This is a genomic window from Glaciimonas sp. GG7, assembly GCF_052976905.1.
Map to the genome: position 1 here is coordinate 131,577 of NZ_JBRIIQ010000001.1, position 16,613 is coordinate 148,189.

A 16,613-nucleotide genomic window follows, 5' to 3' on the forward strand; every position below is an offset into this window, starting at 1 on the left:
CGCACTCACTGCGTAGCCATGCCGACACTTGCCCAAACCCTAAAAAATCAACTCAGAACTGAACGCCAGACAGTCATCGATGCGTTTTTAGAAAACGGCAAGCCTGAGCTGCTCCTCAAACATTTGCGACAAAATGTCGACACCGCGCTAACACTTGCGTGGAAAATGTTGAAGTTACCCACCTCTGCTGCACTCGTTGCCGTTGGTGGATATGGGCGGGGCGAGCTCTTTCCGTACTCAGATGTCGATTTATTGATTTTGCTAGACCGAGTGCCCGACGCCGCACTAAAAGACAGCCTGGAGCAACTAGTTCAATTGTTCTGGGACATCGGCCTCGAAATTGGTCATAGCATCCGGACCATCGACGAATGCATGACCGAGGCGGCAGCCGACATCACGGTCAAAACCAGCCTGCTCGAAGCCCGTCTGATCACAGGCAACAAGCTGCTCTTTGGCGCAATGCAAAAACGCTATAACGCTGCAATGGACCCGCGCGCTTTCTTTCAGGCAAAAATGCTGGAGATGCGTCAGCGCCATGTCAAGTTTGAAGACACCGCCTACAGTCTTGAACCGAATTGCAAAGAAAGCCCCGGCGGCCTGCGTGATTTGCAAGTTATTTTGTGGGTGGCGAAAGCCGCTGGCCTGGGTGACTCATGGAGCAAGCTTGCCAGGCAATCATTGATCACCGCAACTGAAGCCCGTCAGCTAACGCAAAAAGAACGTGCCTTCAAAGATATCCGTATTCGCCTGCACATTCATACCAACCGGCGCGAAGATCGTCTGGTATTTGACGTCCAGACACCGATTGCCGAAACGCTCGGCTTCAAAACTACAGAAACTCGCCGCGCCAGTGAATACCTGATGCAGCGGTATTACTGGGCCGCAAAAGCAGTCACGCAGCTCAATCTGGTGCTATTGCAAAATATTGAAGCGCAGCTATTTCCACAGCCTATCGTTCCGCAGCCGATTAACGCACGCTTCAATCAAATCAACGGCCTTATTGATGTCGCCGCCGACGATCAATTTGAGAGTGCACCATCAACCATGCTCGAGCTATTTTTGCTCATCGCGCAGCACACGCAGATCAAAGATATGACCGTGCGTACGCGTCGTGCGTTATGGCATGCGCGCTCCAAAATCGATGCCGCCTTCCGGCGCAATCCCTACAATCGCTCACTATTTTTGCAAATTATTCAGGCACCGCAAGGCATTACGCATGCTTTACGCGCCTTGAATCAAACCGGCGTTCTGGGACGCTATCTGCCTAACTTCCGGCGGATTGTCGGCCAGATGCAGCATGACCTGTTCCACGTCTACACCGTCGATCAACACATCATGATGGTGGTGCGCAATGTGCGCCGCTTCACGATGATTGAACACGCGCATGAATATCCTTTCTGTAGCCAGTTAATCGCCAATTTTCCACGCCCGTGGACACTGTATGCAGCCGCCCTGTTCCACGATATCGCCAAGGGCCGTGGCGGCGATCATTCACAACTAGGCATGGTCGACGCCAAACAGTTTTGCCAACAGCACGGCATATCAGAAGAAGACACCGAGCTCATCGTCTTTCTGGTGCAACAGCATTTGACAATGTCAACCGTCGCCCAAAAGCAAGACATGTCAGACCCCGACGTGATTCTGCATTTCGTCAATACAGTCAAAGATGAACGCCATCTGACAGCGCTCTATCTGCTCACCGTTGCCGACATTCGCGGCACCAGCCCGAAAGTATGGAACGCCTGGAAAGGTAAGTTACTGGAAGATTTGTACCGCATTACGCTGCGCGTACTCGGCGGCGAGACCCCCTCTGCGGACCGTGAATTAAAGAACACCCAAGAAGAAGCATTGAAGACATTGCGTCTCTACGGCTTACCCAACGATGCCCACGAGCAATTATGGAAGCAGCTCGATGTCGCCTATTTTTTACGCCACGAGGCCCCGGACATCGCCTGGCAAACGCGCTCTTTCTACACGCTCGTCGATAGCCCAAAACCGATCGTCCGCGCCCGCCTCGCGCCAATAGGCGAAGGCTTGCAAGTAGCGGTATACACCAGAGATGAAACTGATCTGTTTGCACGCATTTGCAGCTATTTTGACAGTAAAAATTTCAGCATCATGGATGCCAAGATTCACACGACTAAGCACGGTTATGCGCTCGACACATTCCTACTTAGCGCACCTTTATTTGCCAAACATTACCGCGACATCATTAACCTGATCGAGCATGAACTGACCACGCAACTAGAGGCCCGCGGCCCATTGCCGGCACCAACCCAAGGCCGCATGTCACGCCTCTCGCGTACCTTTCCGGTAACGCCGACGGTGGACTTGCGTCCTGATGATCGTGGTCAGTATTATTTACTGGCAATCACCGCCAATGACCGCGCCGGTCTCCTGTATTTAATTGCCAACGTGCTTGCCAAATATAAAATTAACTTACACACCGCCAAAATCATGACGCTGGGCGAGCGGGCCGAAGACGTATTTCTGGTCGATGGCAGCGCACTCAACCATAGCCGCAGCCAGATTCAACTCGAAACCGACTTGCTCGATGCATTGCAGATTTAATTCAGACGCATTATTTAACTCTTTCTACACTCATAGCATCCCATGACTGAACCACTACGCCTCTCCAAACGCATGTCCGAACTCGGCCTTTGCTCACGCCGCGAAGCAGATGAATGGATCGCCCGCGGCTGGGTCCGGGTTGATGGCGTCATCATCTCCGAACTTGGCAGCAAAGTCCTCCCGGATCAACACATCACCGTAGAGCGCCAGGCCAGCGCCGAACAAGCCAGACGCGTCACCATTCTGATCAACAAACCCATGGGCTACGTCAGCGGTCAGGCCGAAGACGGCTATAAACCCGCCGTGGTGCTGGTCAATGCTGCTAGCCGCTGGAAAGAAGATAAGTCGGTACAAGAATTTCACGGTAGCCAACTGCGCAACCTCGTCCCAGCCGGTCGCCTCGACATTGATTCTGTCGGCTTGCTGGTGCTCACGCAAGACGGTCGCGTCGCCAAACAATTGATCGGAGAAGACTCCGCCATCGATAAAGAATATCTGGTCCGCGTGCAGTATCCAAACGGTGGAAAACTTCCCGCCGAGGATTTGCGTCGACTCAATTTTGGCTTATCGCTGGATGGCAAACCGCTCAAGCGGGCTATCGTCAAATGGCAAAACGAAGATCAACTCAGTTTTACGTTGCGAGAAGGTAAAAAACGGCAGATTCGCCGAATGTGTGAAGCTGTTGGCTTGAGAGTTGTTGGACTCAAACGCATCAGGATTGGTAAGGTTGTGCTTGGAGATTTGCCTACGGGCGAGTGGCGGTATTTGAATTTGGATGAGAATTTCTAAGCATCCCCGGCTAGCATCCACGAAGTACTAACCGTATTAATTAGAGGCTGTAACCAGAGCCTGTTGACATTCAACATTTATAAAACACCATAAAACCGTTCGGACTGAGTAGGCACAAAGTGCCGTATCGAAGAATCGCCACCGCAGGCAACTACTTCGATACGCCCTGAAGGGCTACTCAGTACGAGCGGTTTTTTATGAACTCAAATGTCAACACGCCCTGAGTCATCTTCAACAAAAAAGCGCACCTGAGTGCGCTTTTTTAAATAACTCTGTCACAGCAAATTACTTCGCTTCCAAAGCCTTCTGGTAAGCCGCAACCCCTGACAAAATCTCTTGTCGCGCATCATCAGGACCACCCCAACCATCAATCTTGACCCATTTACCCACTTCCAGATCCTTGTAATGCTCAAAGAAATGCTGGATTTGGTTCAGGCGCAATGCATTCATGTCTTCCGGTTTTTGCCAATGAGTATAAATACTCAACACTTTATCCACCGGTACGGCCAACAACTTTGCATCCTGACCCGCTTCATCCGACATCTTCAAGACGCCGATCGGACGACAACGCACAACAACGCCGGGGAAAAGTGGGAACGGTGTAATCACCAATACATCCACCGGATCGCCATCGTCGGACAAGGTTTGTGGGATATAGCCGTAATTGCACGGATAGTGCATCGCAGTGCCCATAAAGCGATCAACAAAAATCGCGCCGGATTCTTTGTCGACTTCGTACTTGATTGGATCGGCATTCATAGGAATTTCAATGATCACATTGAAATCATTAGGCAAATCGCGACCGGAGGATACGTCATTCAAGCTCATGTTGTGCTCTCGTCTTAAAAGAAAGGGGAAAAAATTGTTAGCGGCGAAATTATAACGGGTCTGGCCTGCATCATGCGCTGCAACATTTAAGAAACACTGATAACTATTGTTAAATATCCACTATCGACACGCCTCATCACGCAGTTGCAACACTGCGACAACAGAACTGTTTCAATATGAAGCAACTCCTCACTCAATCAATCACACAGATCATCGATTACGCTGGAGGATGAGAGTGCGGAATAAGAGCACCCGGAATATCGCAACGCCCCAACCCACCCTCCTCCAGCCAGCGGCGTGTTTCGCTGGCCGCCCTATCGATCAATAATCCACACTGACTGTAATCATAAGGTGAGACATCGAGCGGGCACAGTGGCGCGACCACCGTGATAGCCGCGTGCGATGCCCAACGTTCCAGATCCGATACTAATTGACGCGCCACTAATAGATTAAGCGCACGCATTGCATGCTCAAGCGGCCCCTTTGGAGCACGCCGCTCGGCACAGGTAAAACCGGTGGAGAGCACAATCACCCGTGTTGCCCCCAACTGAATCGCGGTGGAAATCGGCGTATTGTTGGCGACCCCGCCATCGATCAACATATTACCCGCCATCGCTACCGGCGGAAAAACGCCCGGAATAGCGGTACTTGCCAGCGTCGCTTCGACTGCCGACCCGGAAGAAATCACCACTTCGTTGCCGGTTTGCATATCGGTTGCCACGACATACACCGGCAACTCAGACTCCTCCAGCCTTCTGTCACCAAATTGTGCGAATAAAAATGCGCGTAGTTTTGCCGGATTGACCAGATGCGTGCTGCGCGACTCAACATCCCTAAACAAGCCCAACGCTCCTAAAATCGAAAAAAATGACCAGGGCATAATCTGCTGGCGTCGAATACCGCGCCACAAAACCGCTAACTGCATTGCTCCCGTCATGCTGGGCTGAAAGGCAAAGAAAGCGCTATTAATCGCCCCTGCTGATGCACCCACCAAAAAATCCGGGCGTTCACCAGAAGCAATTAACTCGCGCAACATACCAGCCTCAATCGCGCCGAGACTGCCGCCACCGGCGAATACAAATGCGGTTTTTTTCATCGAGGTAACTTTTAGTGGACTGAGGAGGATTGCGGCTAGCACAGCCTACCCCAGCATGTCGCACTAAAATAATCGGAATAAAACATGTCTGAGCGAAGACAAATTTTGCTGACTTTTAACAGCAATTACGGAACTATTACTGCAATTTATACAAACTGTGCTTCCAACCATTAGCACCAAAGCAGCGCTCACGACAAACTTTAAAGAATTGCCCATGGGCACTATTAGTGATTGCAAATGTCTTTGAAATATCATATATTTCAGTAATTACTGAAAATTCAAAATAAACAATCCATGCCATCCAACTCTCCAGACCAAGAATCCAGCCCCCTCCCTCCCCTCACGCCATTAACCTCACGTTTCATTTCACATTTCGGTGAAATGGGAAGCCGTTGGGGTATTAATCGCACTGTGGGCCAGATTTATGCATTGCTGTATGTCCTTGGGACACCCCTCAATGCTGATCAGATTGCTGACTATCTGGCGTTTTCCCGTTCCAACGTCAGCATGGGGCTCAAAGAATTGCAATCCTGGCGCTTGGTAAAACTATTGCATCGGCCGGGCGATCGTCGGGAATACTTCGAACCGCCTAAAGATATCTGGGATATTTTTAAAGCCTTGCTCGAAGAACGTCGCCGTCGTGAAATCGAACCGACACTCTCCATGTTGCGCGATGCCTTACTTGAAAATCCCTCATCAACATCCGACAAACAGGCACAACAACGGATGCGCGAAATGTACGATCTCATTGAGCTATCCAGTGCATGGTTCGACGATGTGCAGCGACTTTCACCGGAGACGCTGGCCTCTTTGATGAAGATGGGATCAAAAATCGGCACGCTGCTGGACGTACGGGATAAATTTCGCTTGTCGCCAGTGAGCAAAAGAACCAAGCACGAAAAAAATGCAGATACAGGATCGGCCCATTCTGACGTGGAATCGAAAGAATAAAGATGGCCTTATTCAATATACGAAAACATTATCGAAAGCGCTGGCCACGCTTGCCTCTGTGGCTAGAAATTACGCTCATTCTGATCATCAAACTAGCGCTCCTCTTCGTTCTATGGAAGCTCTTTTTTTCAACGCCGCAAACAAAAAAAATGCGCATGCCGACTGATCTGGTTGAGCAGCACTTACTTAACAAACCCTTTAGCAAACCCTTGAGCAAACCCTCCATTCCCGCAACCACGCCATCCAATATACTTTCACCCTCCTTACCATCCGAGGCGCCTCATGATTCCAATTGATGAAGTAGTCAATTTATCGCGGTTGCAGTTTGCTGCCACCGCGATGTTCCATTTTTTGTTTGTTCCACTCACGCTAGGTCTTGCCTGGATTCTATTCATTATGGAGTCGGTCTACGTCATGACCGGCAGCCAGATCTACAAAGATATGACCCGGTTCTGGGGCAAGCTATTCGCAATTAATTTTGCGATGGGCATCTGCACCGGGATCACGCTGGAATTTCAGTTTGGGACTAACTGGTCTTATTACTCACACTATGTCGGCGACGTGTTCGGCACGCCATTGGCGCTCGAAGGAATGACAGCATTCTTCCTCGAATCAACGTTCGTGGGACTGTTTTTCTTCGGCTGGGATCGGCTCTCAAAAACCCAGCATTTATTTATCACCTTTCTAGTGGCTCTGGGGTCAAGCTTGTCGGCGCTGTGGATTTTGATCGCCAACGGTTGGATGAATAATCCGGTCGGAGCCGAATTCAATTACGCCACCATGCGCATGGAACTGACCAGCATGACCGACATCATTTTCAATCCGGTAGCGCAAGTGAAGTTTGTTCACACGCTCTCCGCCGGGTATGTTGCCGCGTCGATGTTTGTACTCGGGATCTCTTCCTACTACTTGCTCAAGGGCCGCGACACCGCCTTTGCCTTACGCTCATTTGCCATCGCTGCCGGCTTTGGACTGGCGTCCACGCTGTCGGTGATTGTCCTTGGAGACGAATCAGGCTACACCGCCGGTGAAGTCAACAAGGTCAAAATGGCAGCGATGGAAGCGGAATGGCATACCGAACCAGCCCCTGCCGGAATCACGGTCTTTGGCTGGCCCAATGAGAAAGAACAGCGCACCGATTACGCCATCAAGATTCCGTACGTACTCGGGATTATCGGGACGCGTTCGCTCGACAAACAAATTACCGGCATCAGTGAACTCAAAAGAGATCATGACGTACGTATTCGTAACGGCATGCTGGCTTATGCCACGCTTGAACGCCTCAAATCCGGTGACAAATCGGCAGAGGCGATTGCTGCTTTCGACGCGCTCAAGGACGATCTCGGCTACGGTCTTTTGCTGAAAAAATACACCCCGGCAGTAGTCGATGCAACGGAGGCGCAAATTCAGATGGCGGTCAACGACACCTTCCCGAAAATCGCGCCGATGTTCTGGTCGTTCCGGTTAATGGTCGGGCTAGGCATGCTGTTTCTGTTTATTTTCTCGATGTCGTTCTACTTTCTGGTACGCAAAAAACTGGCCGAACAACGCTGGCTATTGCGTCTGGCGCTCTACAGCATTCCGTTGCCGTGGGTCGCTATCGAACTCGGCTGGCTGCTGGCTGAATATGGCCGCCAGCCGTGGACCATTGCCGGTATTTTGCCTACACATTTGTCGGCATCAACCCTGCAACCGTCGAACTTATATTTCAGCCTGATCGGATTGCTGCTGTTCTATAGCTTCCTGTTTGTAATTGAAATGTTCCTGATGTTTAAATACGCCCGACTCGGCCCTAGTAGTTTGCATACCGGGAAATACCATTTTGAGCAATTGGACAAGCCCGTGCCGCCTCCCATTGCACAGCGTGAAACTAACCCTGTAGTCTGAGGAAAGACGCCATCATGTTTGACTATGAAACCTTAAAAATAATCTGGTGGGGCTTTGTCGGCGTACTGCTGATCGGCTTCGCCCTGACCGGCGGCTTTGATTTCGGTGTCGCCATTACCTTGCCATTTATCGGCAAAACCGACACCGAACGCCGCGTCGTCATCAATTCCATTGGCAGCACCTGGGAAGGCAATCAAACCTGGTTCATCACCGCAGGCGGTGCGCTATTCGCAGTCTGGCCGCTGGTGTATGGGACGGCATTTTCCGGCTTTTATGTGGCCTTGATGCTGCTACTGTTTTCACTCTTTTTGCGCCCGGTCGGTTTCGACTATCGCAGCAAAATTGCGGACACCCGTTGGCGCAGCTTTTGGGATTGGGGTCTATTCATCGGCGGCCTGGTCCCGGCACTGATTTTCGGCATCGCTTTCGGCAATCTGTTATTAGGCGTGCCATTTCATTTCGATGACACCATGCGAGTCGAATATCTCGGCGGTTTCTTTGGACTGCTAAACCCATTCGGCCTGCTCTGTGGCTTGCTCAGCATCGCCATGATGGTCATGCATGGCACCAGTTATCTACAGGTTAAAACTGACAACGTCATCGCCTTGCGTGCACGCAAAATTGCCGTCGTCGCATCCGTGATCACGATGACGTTATTTATCATCGGCGGCTTCTGGATTGCCTTTGGTATTGATGGCTACCGCATCACCGCCATGCCAGACGCCAACAGTGCCTTCATGCCACTAGCTAAAACCGTCGTCACCGCCAGCGGCGCATGGATGGACAACTATGCACGGTGGCCGATGACCTGGGCCTTTCCGATAGTCGCGGTACTCGCAGCATTGCTGTGCATCATATGCAGTCTGGCACGCAAGGCATTGCCAGCATTCCTGTGTAGCGGCTTTTCAGTGGCGGGGATTATCCTCACCGCTGGCACAGCAATGTTCCCGTTCATCATGCCGTCCTCACTGGACTTGCGCAGTAGTCTGACGATCTGGGATGCTGTCTCCAGCGAAAAGACACTTAACCTGATGTTCTGGATCGTCGTGATCATGCTACCGATCATCATGCTCTACACCAGCTGGGTCTATAAGATCATGCGCGGCAAAGTGACGGAGAAGGATATTCACGACAACGAGCACACGGCATATTAAAAACGTGTTTTAAAAAGGAAAAAATATGTGGTATTTCGCATGGATTTTAGGAGTCGGATTAGCGCTCGCTTGCGGCATCATCAACGTGATGTGGCTCGAAGCCAACTACGCCTTTGGTAGCCGCGACGAAGAAACAACACGCAAACGGTTTGAGGCTGCTGCTGAAGAGGAACAAAAACGGTTGCCCAAGTAGCGACCGACTTTCATCAATAAAAACGCCAACCGATGCAGGTTGGCGTTTTTATTTGAAAATACATCATTCAACATTTTTTACATATCTTTTTTTGACAACTCTGAAGCAACGGTTCGAAATGCCGCAATCGTGGCAACCTCATCTTGCACAGCTCCATGATCACTTAATTTTACAATGACGGTTTGAGTCGTTGGATTGATATAAATGAACTGACCATGTATCCCTATGGCCATGTAATCATCATGAGGTGACCTGACTTTAGGTAGCCACCAACCGTTACTATAATCAAAATCATGATCAATGCCGGTAACCCTTTGCTGGCGATCCGTCCAGGCGAATGGCAACATCATCTTGCCATTCAAGCTGCCGTGATTCAAATATAGCGCACCAAACTTGAGAAAATCAATCGCCGTGGCATTGAGACAGCAAAATCCTTTTTCAACATTATTTTCTGCCCCATCGATACTCCATGTTGCGGCATATTCAGCACCCATTGGCTGCCATATTTTGGCGTCCAAATACGCCGATAGCGTGCTACCTGTTGCGCTAACCAACACCTGTGACAACAGTTGAGAGTCAACACTCCGATACGTATAGTGGTTGCCAGCAATGATTGGTATGCGCCCAAGATATGACATAAACCAATGTAAATCGGTGGTCACGTACAGATAGGCGATTTTAGAGAATGGACTATCGTAGCGTTCACTGACATCGATACCTGAGCGCATGTTTAATAGCTGATCAACAGTGATACTGGAATACGAACTCACTGACGCCAATGCCGGAATATAGTGCGAAACAGGATCATCGAGCGATTTTATCGCGCCCTCATTGAGGGCAACACCAACTAATGCCGAGACCACCGATTTTGCTAATGAATATGAGGGAAAAACAGTATCGCGTGCCGCTCCGTTGGAGTAATTCTCGTAGACTAATTTTCCCTGATGAAGAATGAGCAAAGCATTGGTGTGGGTTTCCTGCTGGAATTCATCGAATGAAATAACTACGCCATCATTCCACCGCACCGCACTGGTAATGGCCGTTGGATGCACCTCAAAATGCAGCGGCGCATTGGAGCGCGGCAATGGCGTCTCATCAAAATAACGGTATGAATGCGAAGGCGGGGAAACTCCAAGCGCCAGAGCAAGTAAATGATGCGGCGGCGGTAGTCTCGCAAGATGACACAGGAAAAATGAAAGCACTGTAATGAGTAGTACGGGGATCAGTAGATAACGAAAAAATCTATTCCCTATATTTTGCATAAATCGCGCTCCAGGTATCTGTCACTGCGCCATTTATCTCACTAAATATAAGTGGCACAACAGAGGGTATTCAAAACGTTCACTTAGTGGGTTTGATCCGATACTGGCTACGATAGACATCGATACCTTGGTAATGACTAATATAGGAAGGCGGCGCGGCGACGGTATTTCGCGCCGGATCAGGGTCGGGAGCACTAAATTGCATTTTTGCCGGAATCACACCGATCCATGTTGGCCAGTCTGGCGTATCGGTTTCTTCATCCGGAAATTCATCGCGTATTTTGCCAACCGCTTGCGCCAGACTGACTCGCATCACCGTAATGGCCTGAATCTCTTTCGGCTGAACCGGACGAATATCTTCCCAACGCCCCGGCAACATATGCGCCATAAATGCCTTCATTGACGCGACTTTATCCTCAAACCCCACGACATCCTCAACTATTGCGTGCACCACTACTGACCGATAATTATAAGAATGATTGAAGGCACTATGCCCCAAAACAAGTCCGTCGAATTGCGCCACCGAGATACAGATATCCTGCCCGATCAAATGCTTACTAAGCCGTCCTTTATTGGCCGAGTGAAAATACAGATAGTCACCCTCACGCCAGCATGCCAGTGGAATACTGGTTGGCCGGCTATCGTAGATAAAAGCAATGTGACAAAGGTAAGAACTATCAATAATAGCGTAAATATCCTCTTTGACATAGTTCGCCCGTTCAGGGATGCGTTTGACACGAAATGCAGGATCGATGTGGGAGCTTTCTTCTTTATTTTTCATTTTCTGCCTAGGTGAATGCCGATTCTTTTTCACTTGGTTCAAGTCTTGTACAAGCAATTGAAGATGATCCGCGTTTTATAAAATGGGAAAAATAAGAAACTGCACCTAATTTATCCTTTAATTCAGCGGCGACATTACCGGGATCACGCCCGCAAGTAAAAATATCCACGGCAATATAATTACTTTCGGGATAGGTGTGATAAGAGCAATGTGACTCCGATAATAAATAAAAACCTGTAACTCCTTCACCACCTTCATTAAATTTAAAAAAATCATATTTAAGGATAGTGAACTCACGTAAAACATCACTAAAAATTTCATCTAAATTTTTTGGTGAAGTCAAAATTTTATTTGATTTTAATTTGAAATCAAATATGTAGTGATAACCGGTATCATCCATATTTTCTATCTCTTTAAAAGGTTATTGAAATTGATATACATGAAATGACCATAACCGCGTCGCTTCGATATTTTTTAGATGCAAATATTGCAAACTAATATCGGTATAGCCATTTATTTTTGGTCGAATCACACGTAGATGTGCGCGAACAATAACGATTGCACCCTTGGCAAGACCAGGTTTCATTTTTTCCAGATAGTCAGCCTCTTTTTCAGACGAAAGAAAAGAAGGTACGTCAGAGAGGGACAAAAAATCAATATTTTTAGAAGTCCGAACTGTTTCGAAAATATCCCCTTCAACGAATGAGACTTTACAATTTCTGATTGCTTGTTGCGCCAGCAGATACACCTCAGGATCACACTCGATAAGATAACCATCGGAATATACGAGCTTGCCGAAAAATATCATTTGTAAGAAAAAACTCTTCTTTGCTAACTGCTCGGTAAAGAGTTGTTTAAAAATATTTTTGTAAATAGAAAAATAGCTTCCACTAATATTTTTCTTTGGAAAATCACCTTTATACAATAGCGAATTCAAAACAGTGGCATTTCCAAGTAAGATTAATACGAATCCCCATCGTAGTCTGGGGAAGCCTCTTTTATAAAATGCAACCTGAGCATCAAGATCTGCACTATCAAAAATAGAAATGCCGGTCCGACCAATAAGAAAGCGGTTTACCTTGGACAAGGTTCTTAACATTTTTTCAAATTTTCCGAAATAGAGCATGACGTCCCAATCGATATGCTCAAACATCTCCTGTAATACCTGTTTACATTCAACATCTATTTCCAAATCAAGAAAAATTTGTTTTCGTTCTAACGCAGCCATACCTTCTTCATAACCCAGAAAGGCTTTAAATGTATGCAACTCACATTGCTTAAGTAAAGCCAAACGCAATTGACAGACCGCCAATTGTTGGCGATTGATATCAACGCAAGTTATTTCCTTCGGTGCCTTCGCCAGTAGAGGAATGATCCGACTACCGCAATCTGCGACAGCCATCACATGCTTTGTCCCATTAGATAGCAGATGCATTTCAGGACTGGCATCCTCATCTCCCATCGTATAGTTGAGATGACTAAAATAGTTCGCCATGTTAAGCGTCGTCGATCTGGGCCAGAAATGCGTAACGCAACGATGCCCCGGATTTGAATTTTTCGTATTCTAAATACACCGCCTCCAATACTTTTCCTGTCAGACGGAGGGTTGCATCCATTGCATACACCACACTATCGATATCCTGTCGAGTTTTACATGTCCTCCTAATGATATTTTTTACATCGTTAAAATGATCAGCGTCAATGTCCGAATGTGCAATAAAAAAAGTCAGCTGCGATGCTTCTAACATTAATGTGTTGCGTACCTTGGCTATCATCGGATTAATGTAGGCGTAACAATTTTCTGCCCAATAACTATAGCCAAGACGTTGCAATGGATTACCCGTAAGAGAAATCCAATAAAGATAGGCGATCAGTGTTTCCGTTTCTGGCAATGGTCGCGGAATAGTAAACTCAATATCCTTCAGACCAATACTGAGCACATCGTGCAATGCCATTTTCTCGTGACCGACCTCTTCCGCCGCATGCTCATAACAAAACCTGCTATAAACTGAATTACAATTTTCACGGGTCCCAACCAATGCCTGGTTGCGCGCATTATGGCTAGTGTAATGAAAGGTTTCGACCATATAAATCGCATACAATTCTTTCGTCATTTGACCTGACTCAATGGCATTAATAAATCCAGAGGTAGAAAATATTTCTTTCCATACTTGATCTACTTTAACGTCTAGTTCTTTAAAAAAAAAATCAAAGTCGATTTTATTATCATTGGTATTCATCGTGTATTCCATTTAAAAATGTACATTCATTTTGTTATCCTATTCGCTCTATTACCGAGCACAAAATACTTTGACAACTTCCTTCAAGCATCCAATAAGAACCGCTTTTTCTATCCGATAAAATCAATGCAGTTTTATTTATTGAATACAGGCCGAATCGTCCGAACAAACGCTTCTGTGGTGTACGACAAATGGCGACAATTCCGCTATAACCATTTTGCAAACTATACAAAAAGGCAGACGCTATCAACATTTTTGCAATTGCTTTTGAACCGTTATCCGAATCGATAACTAAACGCCCAAATTCAATATGGTTTTTATAACTCTCTCCTTTTTCTTTAAAATAGCCTCCAACTACCAATAATTCAAATGGGTAAGGTGTGGCACGCAAAGTGCCAACAATTTTTGAATCACATTCAACCCAAAAATGTTGACTTCTCTCATCGCACCGATGATTACGCTCATTTTCTTCGCTCACGTCTCCGCATAAATAATCAAGTTTTCGCCCAAAATACTCCCTGTTTCTAAATGCAATTATTTTCCCCATCGGTGCACTCTTGTAGTCTGAAAATTTCACAACGAGATCATCGTGATCAAGAAGAATGGAGGCAACATGATCAGAAAATATTTTTTGTATTTTACAGTTCATTATTTTTTATCGTCTATTTACGGTCGGGAAATTCATGACAATTAATACGAAAATATTAATAATTTTTCTGGATTTAAGATAAAATATTTTTATGGAGAGTAAGTGATAACCGGGCGTATTTACTTGGGAGTTATCTACAAATTATGGTGATTTATCTGGGTAAATTGAGTAATACCCCACCAATAGCAGTCTTTCTTAAAAAATTCTTGATGGTTGCATATGTCAAAGAGGAACTTGACAGAAATAATCTGCTCCGAAATCAATATAGTCATCTGCAATCATCAATAAAAATGCCAACCGAGGTTGGCATTTTTATTGGGAAGTAAGTAAGACTGCATAATTGTTTCGACTAAGACCTGTTAACATTCAACATTTATAAAAACCATAAAGCAGTTCGGACTGAGTAGGCACGAAGTGCCGTATCGAAGAGTCGCCACCGCATGCAACTACTTTGATACGACCTGAAGGGCTACTCAGTACGAATGGTTGTTTATGGACTTTAATGTCAAAACACCCTGATGCAGGACACACACAATGCGCTGCGCTGGTGGAATGCGTTCGGTTTGGTTGAGATACGCGACGGTTAAAAAAAGAAGAGCACCTTTCAAATTAACAACGCCACTGTGAGATACAGCTAAAACCATTGCGGCGGCTGTGGTATCGACCGTGTCGCTCAAAAAGAGGGCATCGTCGCCAAAGTAATGCAAAATATTCATAGTATTTAACAGGCTTTATTACGATTAATCATTATAATTGACAGCAATAATAGTATCCGCTGGAAAACATTCTGCTTGATGTGCTTAGCTTGCTACAGCATGATCAGCGGTATAAAAATAGCAACAATTCGTATTCTATAGGGCTGACTTCTTAGGCGTTATTCGATCCTAATTTTCCCAAGAGTCAATCCAGCGCAAGGACGCTAACTATGTCGGTAAGAGCAGCTCGCGAATGTATTGCACGGCTGTCGTATAAAGTGACCGCGCCGGTCATGTTAGCAATGCTGACGACCCTGCTTCATCCTATCAACGTACGGGCTGAGGATAGCGGTACGCCGATTTTTTCGTTTAACGGTTTCGGCACACTAGGCGCGGCCCATTCCAGCGAACGTAATGCAGACTTCACTTCTAGTAGCCTAAAACCCGGTGGCGCGGGTTATAGCCATCACTGGAGTACCGACGTCGACAGCCTGATAGGTGGTCAGGTCAGTACCGACTTCACGCCACAATGGTCGGCGGTTTTGCAAGTCATTGCGCAACAGAATTACGACAACACCTACCGGCCCCATATCGAATGGGCAAATATCAAATATCAGTTCACGCCAGATTTCAGCGTGCGCATCGGCCGTACTGTGTTGCCAACTTTTCTGCTTTCCGACACCCGCACGCTGGGTTATACCTACCCGTGGGTACGCCCACCGGTCGATCTGTATCACCTCAGTCCGGCCACTACCGGTGATGGTATCGATATCAGCTACCGCCTGCATGTCGGGGATGCGACTAACACGCTGCAAGCTAATCTTGGTAAAAACAACACCGACCTCCCCAATAACGGCGGCGTCTCCCGAGCCAGACATCTATGGGGTATCTCAAACACTACAGACATCGGTGCATTGACCGTGCGCATCGCCTACCAGAAAACCAAGCTCACTGTGGCGGCGGTCGATCCTCTGTTCGCTGCATTCCGGCAGTTCGGCGCGCAAGGCATTGCGCTGGCGAACACATACGATGTGGACGACAAACCCTTTTCACTGCTCGAGATTGGCGCAAGCTACGATCCGGGCAATTGGTTTGTAATGAGTGAATGGGGCAACTTCTCCGGCCACTCCATCATCGGCAAAAATACTGCCTGGTATGTCAGCAGCGGCTATCGGATCGGGACGTTTACACCTTATCTGACCTATTCCAAAGTAAAGTCGGACAACCTCTCGGATCCAGGATTGTCGGTGGCCGCTTTACCTGCTTTTCTGGCGGCACCTGCGAGTAGCCTCAATGCCGTCCTGAATGCCATTTTGAGTATGAAATCTGTGCAAAACACTATTTCCATCGGCGGGCGCTGGGATTTCATGAAAGATACCGACCTCAAACTACAATTCGACCACATCCGTATCAGCAACGGCTCAAAGGGCGTGTTGACCGACATTCAGCCGGGGTTTCAACGCGGCGGCAAGGTCAATTTGTTGAGCGCCACTATTGATTTCGTATTCTGATGAAGC

At 47.5% G+C, this 16,613-nt stretch carries 18 protein-coding genes; 9 read left to right on the forward strand and 9 right to left on the reverse strand.

The window, feature by feature from the left end:
* Positions 1 to 18 precede the first annotated feature (18 nt).
* Entirely contained in the window at positions 19 to 2,571 is a 2,553-nt protein-coding gene (locus tag ACVBEF_RS00565) for a [protein-PII] uridylyltransferase (RefSeq protein WP_447121991.1), read from the forward strand.
* A 42-nt stretch (positions 2,572 to 2,613) separates the two neighbouring features.
* Positions 2,614 to 3,360, forward strand: coding sequence for a pseudouridine synthase (locus ACVBEF_RS00570; RefSeq protein WP_447121992.1), 747 nt, complete (start codon positions 2,614 to 2,616; stop codon positions 3,358 to 3,360).
* Between the two features lie 285 nt (positions 3,361 to 3,645).
* Here ACVBEF_RS00570 and ppa read toward each other — a convergent pair whose 3' ends face one another.
* Both ppa and ACVBEF_RS00580 read right to left on the reverse strand, forming a co-directional pair.
* Entirely contained in the window at positions 3,646 to 4,188 is a 543-nt protein-coding gene (ppa, locus tag ACVBEF_RS00575; RefSeq protein ID WP_447121993.1) for an inorganic diphosphatase, read from the reverse strand.
* 217 nt (positions 4,189 to 4,405) lie between these two features.
* Positions 4,406 to 5,284, reverse strand: a complete 879-nt coding sequence (locus ACVBEF_RS00580) for a patatin-like phospholipase family protein (RefSeq protein ID WP_447121994.1) — start codon at positions 5,282 to 5,284, stop codon at positions 4,406 to 4,408.
* 294 nt (positions 5,285 to 5,578) lie between these two features.
* On the opposite strand from ACVBEF_RS00580, the gene ACVBEF_RS00585 reads away from it, so the two are divergent.
* The 5 genes from ACVBEF_RS00585 to cydX are packed head-to-tail and all read left to right on the forward strand — an operon-like array spanning position 5,579 to position 9,469.
* Positions 5,579 to 6,235, forward strand: a complete 657-nt coding sequence (locus tag ACVBEF_RS00585; protein WP_447121995.1) for a GbsR/MarR family transcriptional regulator — start codon at positions 5,579 to 5,581, stop codon at positions 6,233 to 6,235.
* Positions 6,236 to 6,237: 2 nt separating this feature from the next.
* Entirely contained in the window at positions 6,238 to 6,531 is a 294-nt protein-coding gene (cydP, locus tag ACVBEF_RS00590) for a cytochrome oxidase putative small subunit CydP (RefSeq protein ID WP_447121996.1), read from the forward strand.
* The gene (locus tag ACVBEF_RS00595; protein ID WP_447121997.1) at positions 6,518 to 8,122 is read left to right on the forward strand and encodes a cytochrome ubiquinol oxidase subunit I; all 1,605 of its coding nucleotides are present in this window, start codon (positions 6,518 to 6,520) and stop codon (positions 8,120 to 8,122) included. The genes cydP and ACVBEF_RS00595 overlap by 14 nt, the downstream gene beginning before the upstream one ends.
* A gap of 14 nt (positions 8,123 to 8,136) precedes the next feature.
* The gene (cydB, locus tag ACVBEF_RS00600; RefSeq protein WP_447121998.1) at positions 8,137 to 9,276 is read left to right on the forward strand and encodes a cytochrome d ubiquinol oxidase subunit II; all 1,140 of its coding nucleotides are present in this window, start codon (positions 8,137 to 8,139) and stop codon (positions 9,274 to 9,276) included.
* Between the two features lie 25 nt (positions 9,277 to 9,301).
* Positions 9,302 to 9,469 carry a cytochrome bd-I oxidase subunit CydX gene (gene cydX, locus ACVBEF_RS00605; protein ID WP_447121999.1) on the forward strand — a complete coding sequence of 56 codons (168 nt, stop codon included), beginning with the start codon at positions 9,302 to 9,304 and terminating at the stop codon, positions 9,467 to 9,469.
* A gap of 77 nt (positions 9,470 to 9,546) precedes the next feature.
* Here the strand turns inward: cydX and ACVBEF_RS00610 are convergent, their stop codons facing one another.
* Complete coding sequence (locus ACVBEF_RS00610) at positions 9,547 to 10,554, reverse strand: serine hydrolase domain-containing protein (RefSeq protein WP_447122000.1); 1,008 nt, start codon at positions 10,552 to 10,554, stop codon at positions 9,547 to 9,549.
* Between ACVBEF_RS00610 and ACVBEF_RS00615 the strand changes: the two genes are divergently transcribed.
* Positions 10,554 to 10,676: a hypothetical protein gene (locus tag ACVBEF_RS00615; RefSeq protein ID WP_447122001.1), complete on the forward strand. Its 123-nt coding sequence runs from the start codon at positions 10,554 to 10,556 to the stop codon at positions 10,674 to 10,676. The genes ACVBEF_RS00610 and ACVBEF_RS00615 overlap by 1 nt on opposite strands.
* Before the next feature lie 134 nt (positions 10,677 to 10,810).
* Here the strand turns inward: ACVBEF_RS00615 and ACVBEF_RS00620 are convergent, their stop codons facing one another.
* The 6 genes from ACVBEF_RS00620 to ACVBEF_RS00645 all read right to left on the reverse strand — a co-directional run bounded on the left by ACVBEF_RS00620 (position 10,811) and on the right by ACVBEF_RS00645 (position 15,117).
* Complete coding sequence (locus ACVBEF_RS00620; RefSeq protein WP_447122002.1) at positions 10,811 to 11,512, reverse strand: pyridoxamine 5'-phosphate oxidase family protein; 702 nt, start codon at positions 11,510 to 11,512, stop codon at positions 10,811 to 10,813.
* A 7-nt stretch (positions 11,513 to 11,519) separates the two neighbouring features.
* Entirely contained in the window at positions 11,520 to 11,912 is a 393-nt protein-coding gene (gene speD / locus ACVBEF_RS00625) for an adenosylmethionine decarboxylase (RefSeq protein ID WP_447122003.1), read from the reverse strand.
* A 21-nt stretch (positions 11,913 to 11,933) separates the two neighbouring features.
* A complete protein-coding gene (locus ACVBEF_RS00630; protein WP_447122004.1) occupies positions 11,934 to 13,007 on the reverse strand; it encodes a DUF3419 family protein in 1,074 nt (357 codons plus the stop codon).
* 1 nt (position 13,008) lies between these two features.
* The gene (locus ACVBEF_RS00635; protein WP_447122005.1) at positions 13,009 to 13,752 is read right to left on the reverse strand and encodes an iron-containing redox enzyme family protein; all 744 of its coding nucleotides are present in this window, start codon (positions 13,750 to 13,752) and stop codon (positions 13,009 to 13,011) included.
* Between the two features lie 34 nt (positions 13,753 to 13,786).
* On the reverse strand, positions 13,787 to 14,401 hold the full coding sequence (locus ACVBEF_RS00640) for a hypothetical protein (RefSeq protein WP_447122006.1): 615 nt from the start codon (positions 14,399 to 14,401) through the stop codon (positions 13,787 to 13,789).
* Positions 14,402 to 14,874: 473 nt separating this feature from the next.
* Entirely contained in the window at positions 14,875 to 15,117 is a 243-nt protein-coding gene (locus tag ACVBEF_RS00645; RefSeq protein WP_447122007.1) for a hypothetical protein, read from the reverse strand.
* A gap of 209 nt (positions 15,118 to 15,326) precedes the next feature.
* On the opposite strand from ACVBEF_RS00645, the gene ACVBEF_RS00650 reads away from it, so the two are divergent.
* Positions 15,327 to 16,607, forward strand: coding sequence for a porin (locus ACVBEF_RS00650; protein WP_447122008.1), 1,281 nt, complete (start codon positions 15,327 to 15,329; stop codon positions 16,605 to 16,607).
* Positions 16,608 to 16,613 lie beyond the last annotated feature (6 nt).

Coding starts and splice junctions, on each gene's coding strand:
- ppa (WP_447121993.1), bottom strand. CDS start 4,188: ATGAGCTTGAATGACGTATCCTCCGGTCGCGATTTGCCTAATGATTTC.
- ACVBEF_RS00620 (WP_447122002.1), bottom strand. CDS start 11,512: ATGAAAAATAAAGAAGAAAGCTCCCACATCGATCCTGCATTTCGTGTC.
- cydX (WP_447121999.1), top strand. CDS start 9,302: ATGTGGTATTTCGCATGGATTTTAGGAGTCGGATTAGCGCTCGCTTGC.
- ACVBEF_RS00580 (WP_447121994.1), bottom strand. CDS start 5,284: ATGAAAAAAACCGCATTTGTATTCGCCGGTGGCGGCAGTCTCGGCGCG.
- ACVBEF_RS00640 (WP_447122006.1), bottom strand. CDS start 14,401: ATGAACTGTAAAATACAAAAAATATTTTCTGATCATGTTGCCTCCATT.
- ACVBEF_RS00635 (WP_447122005.1), bottom strand. CDS start 13,752: ATGAATACCAATGATAATAAAATCGACTTTGATTTTTTTTTTAAAGAA.
- cydP (WP_447121996.1), top strand. CDS start 6,238: ATGGCCTTATTCAATATACGAAAACATTATCGAAAGCGCTGGCCACGC.
- ACVBEF_RS00585 (WP_447121995.1), top strand. CDS start 5,579: ATGCCATCCAACTCTCCAGACCAAGAATCCAGCCCCCTCCCTCCCCTC.
- ACVBEF_RS00650 (WP_447122008.1), top strand. CDS start 15,327: ATGTCGGTAAGAGCAGCTCGCGAATGTATTGCACGGCTGTCGTATAAA.
- ACVBEF_RS00565 (WP_447121991.1), top strand. CDS start 19: ATGCCGACACTTGCCCAAACCCTAAAAAATCAACTCAGAACTGAACGC.
- speD (WP_447122003.1), bottom strand. CDS start 11,912: ATGGATGATACCGGTTATCACTACATATTTGATTTCAAATTAAAATCA.
- cydB (WP_447121998.1), top strand. CDS start 8,137: ATGTTTGACTATGAAACCTTAAAAATAATCTGGTGGGGCTTTGTCGGC.
- ACVBEF_RS00615 (WP_447122001.1), top strand. CDS start 10,554: ATGGCGTCTCATCAAAATAACGGTATGAATGCGAAGGCGGGGAAACTC.
- ACVBEF_RS00595 (WP_447121997.1), top strand. CDS start 6,518: ATGATTCCAATTGATGAAGTAGTCAATTTATCGCGGTTGCAGTTTGCT.
- ACVBEF_RS00570 (WP_447121992.1), top strand. CDS start 2,614: ATGACTGAACCACTACGCCTCTCCAAACGCATGTCCGAACTCGGCCTT.
- ACVBEF_RS00645 (WP_447122007.1), bottom strand. CDS start 15,117: ATGAATATTTTGCATTACTTTGGCGACGATGCCCTCTTTTTGAGCGAC.
- ACVBEF_RS00630 (WP_447122004.1), bottom strand. CDS start 13,007: ATGGCGAACTATTTTAGTCATCTCAACTATACGATGGGAGATGAGGAT.